At 64.5% G+C, this 5,513-nt stretch carries 4 protein-coding genes and 1 pseudogene; 2 read left to right on the top strand and 3 right to left on the bottom strand.

The annotated features are described in order from the left end of the window. From AC1DVM_RS22385 to AC1DVM_RS22375, 3 genes and pseudogenes are all read right to left on the bottom strand, one after another. Positions 1-413 (bottom strand): annotated as a pseudogene (locus AC1DVM_RS22385) (xanthine dehydrogenase molybdopterin binding subunit); the annotation flags it as partial. A 100-nt stretch (positions 414-513) separates the two neighbouring features. Further along, positions 514-1,983 (bottom strand): xanthine dehydrogenase small subunit, encoded by a 1,470-nt coding sequence (gene xdhA, locus AC1DVM_RS22380; RefSeq protein WP_477258218.1) that lies wholly within the window; start codon positions 1,981-1,983, stop codon positions 514-516. 100 nt (positions 1,984-2,083) lie between these two features. Then, positions 2,084-2,524, bottom strand: coding sequence for a VOC family protein (locus tag AC1DVM_RS22375; protein ID WP_477258216.1), 441 nt, complete (start codon positions 2,522-2,524; stop codon positions 2,084-2,086). 389 nt (positions 2,525-2,913) lie between these two features. Between AC1DVM_RS22375 and AC1DVM_RS22370 the strand changes: the two genes are divergently transcribed. Further along, positions 2,914-4,353: a DUF1254 domain-containing protein gene (locus AC1DVM_RS22370; RefSeq protein ID WP_477258214.1), complete on the top strand. Its 1,440-nt coding sequence runs from the start codon at positions 2,914-2,916 to the stop codon at positions 4,351-4,353. A gap of 175 nt (positions 4,354-4,528) precedes the next feature. Continuing rightward, a partial coding sequence (locus AC1DVM_RS22365; RefSeq protein ID WP_477258212.1) for a M1 family aminopeptidase occupies positions 4,529-5,513 on the top strand: 985 nt, incomplete at its 3' end.

The raw sequence follows: 5,513 nt of genomic DNA, 5'->3' as shown, positions 1-5,513 counted from the left end.
GTCCCGGCCCGCGCCAATCGCGCCGCATGGCGCGCGATGTCGCGCTCCGTCGCCACCACCGCGAACAGCGCCTGACCGTGGAAGCTGATCTCCTGCTCGACAAACAATGGATCGTCGCCGAAGGCCGGCGACACGTCGTTCTTGCCGGGAATGTCGGCCGCCGTCAGAACCGCGACCACGCCCGGAACCGCGCGCACCGCGTCGAGATCGAGTGACACCAGCCTTCCGCGCGCGATGGGGGATTGCCCGATGGCCACATGCAGCGTGCCGTCCGGCTCGCGGATGTCGTCGATGTAATGGGCCGTGCCCTGGACGTGCTTGATGGCGGAATCGTGCGCCAGCGCCTGTCGCACGTGGCGGAGATTCTCACCCGAACCTTGAGGGGTAGGGTCGGATTGCGTCGGCGCCGACATGGACGATGGCAAAGGTCCCACCACCTCCCGCGCCTCTTTCGCGACCTCCCCCCTCGAAGGGGAAGTGACGACACCCGCTTTGACCTCGTCACCCATGACGCTACTCCGCCGCCTGCAACGCATCGCGATGCCCGACGATCCGCGTCGCGCGGGTTTCGCCGGATGCGGTTTCGCTCAAGGCCTTGAAGAGCAGGTTGCGCGCCACAGTGGAGCGGTAGGCGGCCGACGCGCGGTGGTCGTCGAGCGGCTGGTAATCCGTGGCAAGCGCCGACAAYGCTTCGCCCCACGCCGCCGCATCGTCGAGGGAAACGCCAACCAGCGCGGCCTCGGCTTCCGGCGCGCGCTTCGGAATTCCGGCCATGCCGCCGAAGGCGATGCGGGCACCCGCGATGCGTCGCCCGTTCAGCGTGAATCGGAATGCCCCCAGCGACGCCGAGATGTCCTCGTCGAAGCGCTTCGTCACCTTGTAGGCGCGAAACACCTCGTCGGCCTTCAGCTTCGGCACGATGATCCGCCGCACATATTCGCCGGGCAGCCTGTCCTGTTTTCGATAGGCGATGAAGAAACTTTCAAGGGAGGTCGTGCGCGTGTGCGCCGCGCTGCGCAATTCGAGCGTGGAATCAAGTGCGATCAGCACGGGTGCGAGATCGCCGATGGGCGACCCGTTGGCGATATTGCCGCCCACGGTGCCGGAGGCGCGCACTTGCGCCGAGCCGAAGCGCCGCATGATCTCGCCGAGATCGGAATCGATCGATTCAAGTGCCGGATAAGCATCCGCGTGGCTCGCCATCGCGCCGATGACAAGCGTGTCCGGCGTCTCCTCGATCCTGCGCAGGCCCGCCACATGGCCGAGCCAGATAACCTTGTCGAGCGGCAACATGGTCTTCGTGACCCAGAGGCCCACATCGGTGGAACCGCCGAGGAGAACGGCATCGGGATGCGCGGCATAGAGAGTGGCGAGCGAGGATTCGCTGGCGGGCGCCGCGAAGAAATGCGTGGCATCGCCGACGAAAACATCTTCGCGGTCTTCGAGCCGTTCAAGGGCCGCCGCAATCTCCGGCGATTCAGGTTCGGGCTCCTCGGCGCAGGCCCGCAAGGCCGCGTCGACGATGGGGCGGTAGCCGGTGCAACGGCAGAGATTGCCGGCGAGCGCATCGTTGACGGCCTCGCGGCTGAGGGGCCGTTCGCCCTCCTGATAAAGCGCGAACAGGCTCATGACGATCCCGGGAGTGCAGAAGCCGCATTGCGAGCCGTGATGCGCCACCATGGCGGCCTGCACCGGATGCAGAGCGCCTTCGCTTGCAAGATCCTCGACGGTTACCAGCGTCGCGCCGTCGATCTGGCCGAGAAGCAGGATGCAGGCATTGACCGGCTCGTATCGCACGCGACCGTCGCGCAGACGGCCGAGCGCGACGGTGCAGGCACCGCAATCGCCCTCGGCGCAGCCTTCCTTGGTGCCGAAATGCCGCTGGTCCAATCGCAGATAGTCAAGAAGCGTGGTGCGCGGGTGAAAATCTGAGATTTCAACGGGCTGTCCATGCCGCCAAAAGCGGATCGCTTCTCGTGTCACGATATTCCTCCGCCGGAACGACCCGGCTCGTCATCGTGAGCCGGGTTGGAGATCGGAGCAAGGCCTTTTCGCGGCGGGCCCGGCGGAGCGTTTCAGGGCGCTACCACGTGCCGGTGTTGGGCATGGACGCCCAGGGTTCCTGGGACGGCTTGGCGGGGCCGCGCTGCAGCAATTCGATCGAGACGTTGTCGGGCGACTTGATGAACGCCATGTTGCCGTCCCGCGGCGGGCGGTTGATGGTGACGCCCGCATCCATGAGTTTCTGGCAGGTCGCATAAATGTCGTCGACCTCATAAGCGAGGTGGCCGAAATTGCGGCCGCCCGTATAGGCCTCGGGGTCCCAGTTGAAAGTGAGTTCGAGCAGCGGCGCCTTCTTTTCCTTCGCCATGTCCGCATCGCCGGGTGCTGCCAGAAACACGAGGGTATAGCGCCCCTTCTCATTTTCCATGCGGCGCGTTTCGACAAGGCCGAATTTGCCCACGTAGAAATCGAGCGCCTTGTCGAGATCCGCGACGCGGACCATGGTGTGCAGATACCTCATCGTATGTCCCTTTCGAAATGCGATTGAACGGCTGGCTTTGTATTCGCCGCCGCACGACCCCGCGGAACCGGCCGCTTCGCTGCGAAGGTCTTGGCGCTTTTTTCCGGAAGATCAAGTCTCGATCTCGCCCTCGCCCGCCGCTCCGGCTTTTTGGCGCGCAAGCCCACATCGGCCGCGAAACAGGGGGTTACCCCTTCGGAGAAAACGCAAATTGCCGAGTGATTTCAATGGGGCTCGGCCACCGCGTGGATAGCTTGGCAGGTTGCCGCATGATAGCTTTGGCCGGTCTGAAACCGTCAGGCGCCAGGCTCCAGAAGCCGTGCGACAGTCCAAGCGTTCGAGACCGCGTTCCGGCAACAGCCCTTTCCTTCTGAAGAACCGAGGTCGCCATGAACATCACAAGACGAGGTTTTGCCACGGGGGCCGCGGCCCTTCCGCTGCTCGCCACATCGGCGACGGCGCAGCAACTTCCGCACGAAGCGCCGATGCTCGACAGCGGACGCGAAGCCGGCCTGCTGGACGCCGCAACCGACGCCTACCTCTACGGCTACCCCCTCCTGACCATGGACATGACCCGCCGTGTGATGACGAACGTGGCAACCTCCAGCGGGACGATGGGCGCGCCGATGGGCCAGTTCGCCAATGCGCGCGAGTACCCGGACGCCAACTTCAAGGCCGTCACCGCGCCCAATGCGGATACGCTCTATTCCGTCGCGTGGCTCGATCTCGTCAAGGAGCCGTACGTCCTCGAGCTTCCGGAAGAAAACGGCCGCTACTATCTCATGCCGATGCTTAGCGCCTGGACCGAGGTATTCGCGGTTCCCGGCAAGCGGACCACCGGGACGGGTCCGCAGAAATACGTCATCGCCGGCCCGCAATGGTCGGGCTCCATCCCGGCCGATGCCAGGCTCATTCCGGCGCCTACCAACATGGTGTGGATCCTCGGGCGCACCTTCTGCACGGGCACGCCGGAGGATTACAAAGCGGTCCATGCCATCCAGGACAACTACAAGCTGACGCCGCTGAGCGCCTACGGCAAACCGTATACGCCCCCGCCCGGTCTGGTGGATCCGTCCGTGGACATGAAGACCGCGGTCCGCACGCAGGTCGGCCGCCTCGATCCGGACACTTATTTCACACGGCTCGCCATGCTGATGGTCGACAACCCGCCTTCCCTCGGGGACGGCGTCATTCTGGCAAAGCTCGCCTCTGTCGGCATCGTGCCCGGCCAGCCCTTCAAGCTCAGCGCCCAGAGCGCTGAAATCCAGAAGGCGATGGAAGAGGCTCCGGCCCTCGCCAGGGGCCGGATCAAGGAGCAGGACAAGCACGCCGGCCGTCAGGTGAACGGGTGGACGTTCTCGACCCGCACCGGCTTCTACGGGCAGGATTACGCCCAGCGCGCCTTCATCACGGCGGTGGGCCTCGGCGCCAATCTTCCGCAGGATGCGATCTATCCCATGACCCTCGTCGACAACGAGGGACGCAAGCTCAGCGGCGAGTCGAAATATGTGATCCGGTTCGCCAAGGGTGAATTGCCACCCGTCAACGGCTTCTGGTCGCTCACCATGTACGACCAAGCGTTTTTCTTCGTCGCCAACCCGCTGAACCGCTATACGATCAGCCCGCGAAACAACCTCAGGACGGAGGCGGACGGATCGACGCTTCTCTATGTGCAGAGTGCCTCGCCGGGTGCCGACAGGGAATCGAACTGGCTGCCCGCGCCGCAAGGACCCTTCGTGCTGATGATGCGCTTCTACGGACCGAGCAACACGCTGCTCGACGGCACGTGGGACGTGCCGCCGGTGACTCGCGTTCTATCCGGCGCCTGAACGCAGGCCTGCTGCGGGATCGCCGGTCGGATCGACGAAGTTTCAACGCTTCGCGATCTCTCTTGTGTAGAAGGATACGAATCATCACGTGAGGCCCAGGCTGACAGGAAGCCGAGGTGGCAGGGCGGCGCTATGGTCGCCTTCGACCGCCGTTCCAGCACGAAAGTGACTTCATATGCGTGACGACCAGGCCCCGCTCATCCGCCTCGAAGACTACCGGCCCAGCGATTTTCTGATCGACCGGGTCGAACTGGATGTGCGCCTGCACCCCACCGCCACGCGGGTGACCGCGACCCTGGCGCTCCGGCCCAACCCCAAGGGTCGCAGCGACGCGCCGCTGGTGCTCGACGGCGACGAGGTGAACCTCAAGGCCCTCGCACTCGATGGGCGCAGCCTGCCGGGCGGCGAATTCGAGGCCTCCGCGCAGGGGCTGACGATCGCGCAGCCGCCGCGCCGGCCGTTTACGCTCACCATCGAGACCGAGATCGACCCGACGGCGAACACCAAGCTGATGGGGCTTTATCGTTCCGGCGGCAATTATTGCACTCAATGCGAAGCCGACGGCTTTCGCCGCATCACGTATTTTCTCGACCGACCCGACGTGCTGGCCGTCTACACCACCCGCATCGAAGCCGAGCGCGAGGAGGCGCCGGTGCTGCTGGGCAACGGCAATCCCGTCGAGGCCAGCGTGATCGAGGGCACGAGCCGCCACTTCGCCGTCTGGCACGATCCCCATCCGAAACCCGCCTATCTGTTCGCCCTGGTCGGAGGACGCCTGGGCCGGGTCACCAAAACCTTCACCACCATGAGCGGCAGAGAGGTGCGGCTTGCGATCTATGTCGAACCCGGCAAGGAAGACCGCGCCGGCTACGCGCTCGACGCCCTGGAACGGTCCATGCGCTGGGACGAGCGCGTCTTCGGCCTCGAATACGATCTCGACGAATTCAACGTCGTGGCCRTGTCCGACTTCAATATGGGGGCAATGGAGAACAAGGGCCTCAACATCTTCAACGACAAATATGTGCTGGCTTCACCCGAGACGGCGACCGATGCGGATTACGCCAATATCGAAGCCATCATCGCGCACGAATATTTCCATAACTGGACGGGCAACCGCATCACCTGCCGCGACTGGTTCCAGCTCTGCCTCAAGGAAGGGC

The organism is Microvirga sp. P4_A5 (assembly GCF_056402495.1).
This window is presented reverse-complemented; position numbering and strand designations above follow the sequence as displayed.

Coding starts and splice junctions, on each gene's coding strand:
- AC1DVM_RS22370 (WP_477258214.1), top strand. CDS start 2,914: ATGAACATCACAAGACGAGGTTTTGCCACGGGGGCCGCGGCCCTTCCG.
- AC1DVM_RS22375 (WP_477258216.1), bottom strand. CDS start 2,524: ATGAGGTATCTGCACACCATGGTCCGCGTCGCGGATCTCGACAAGGCG.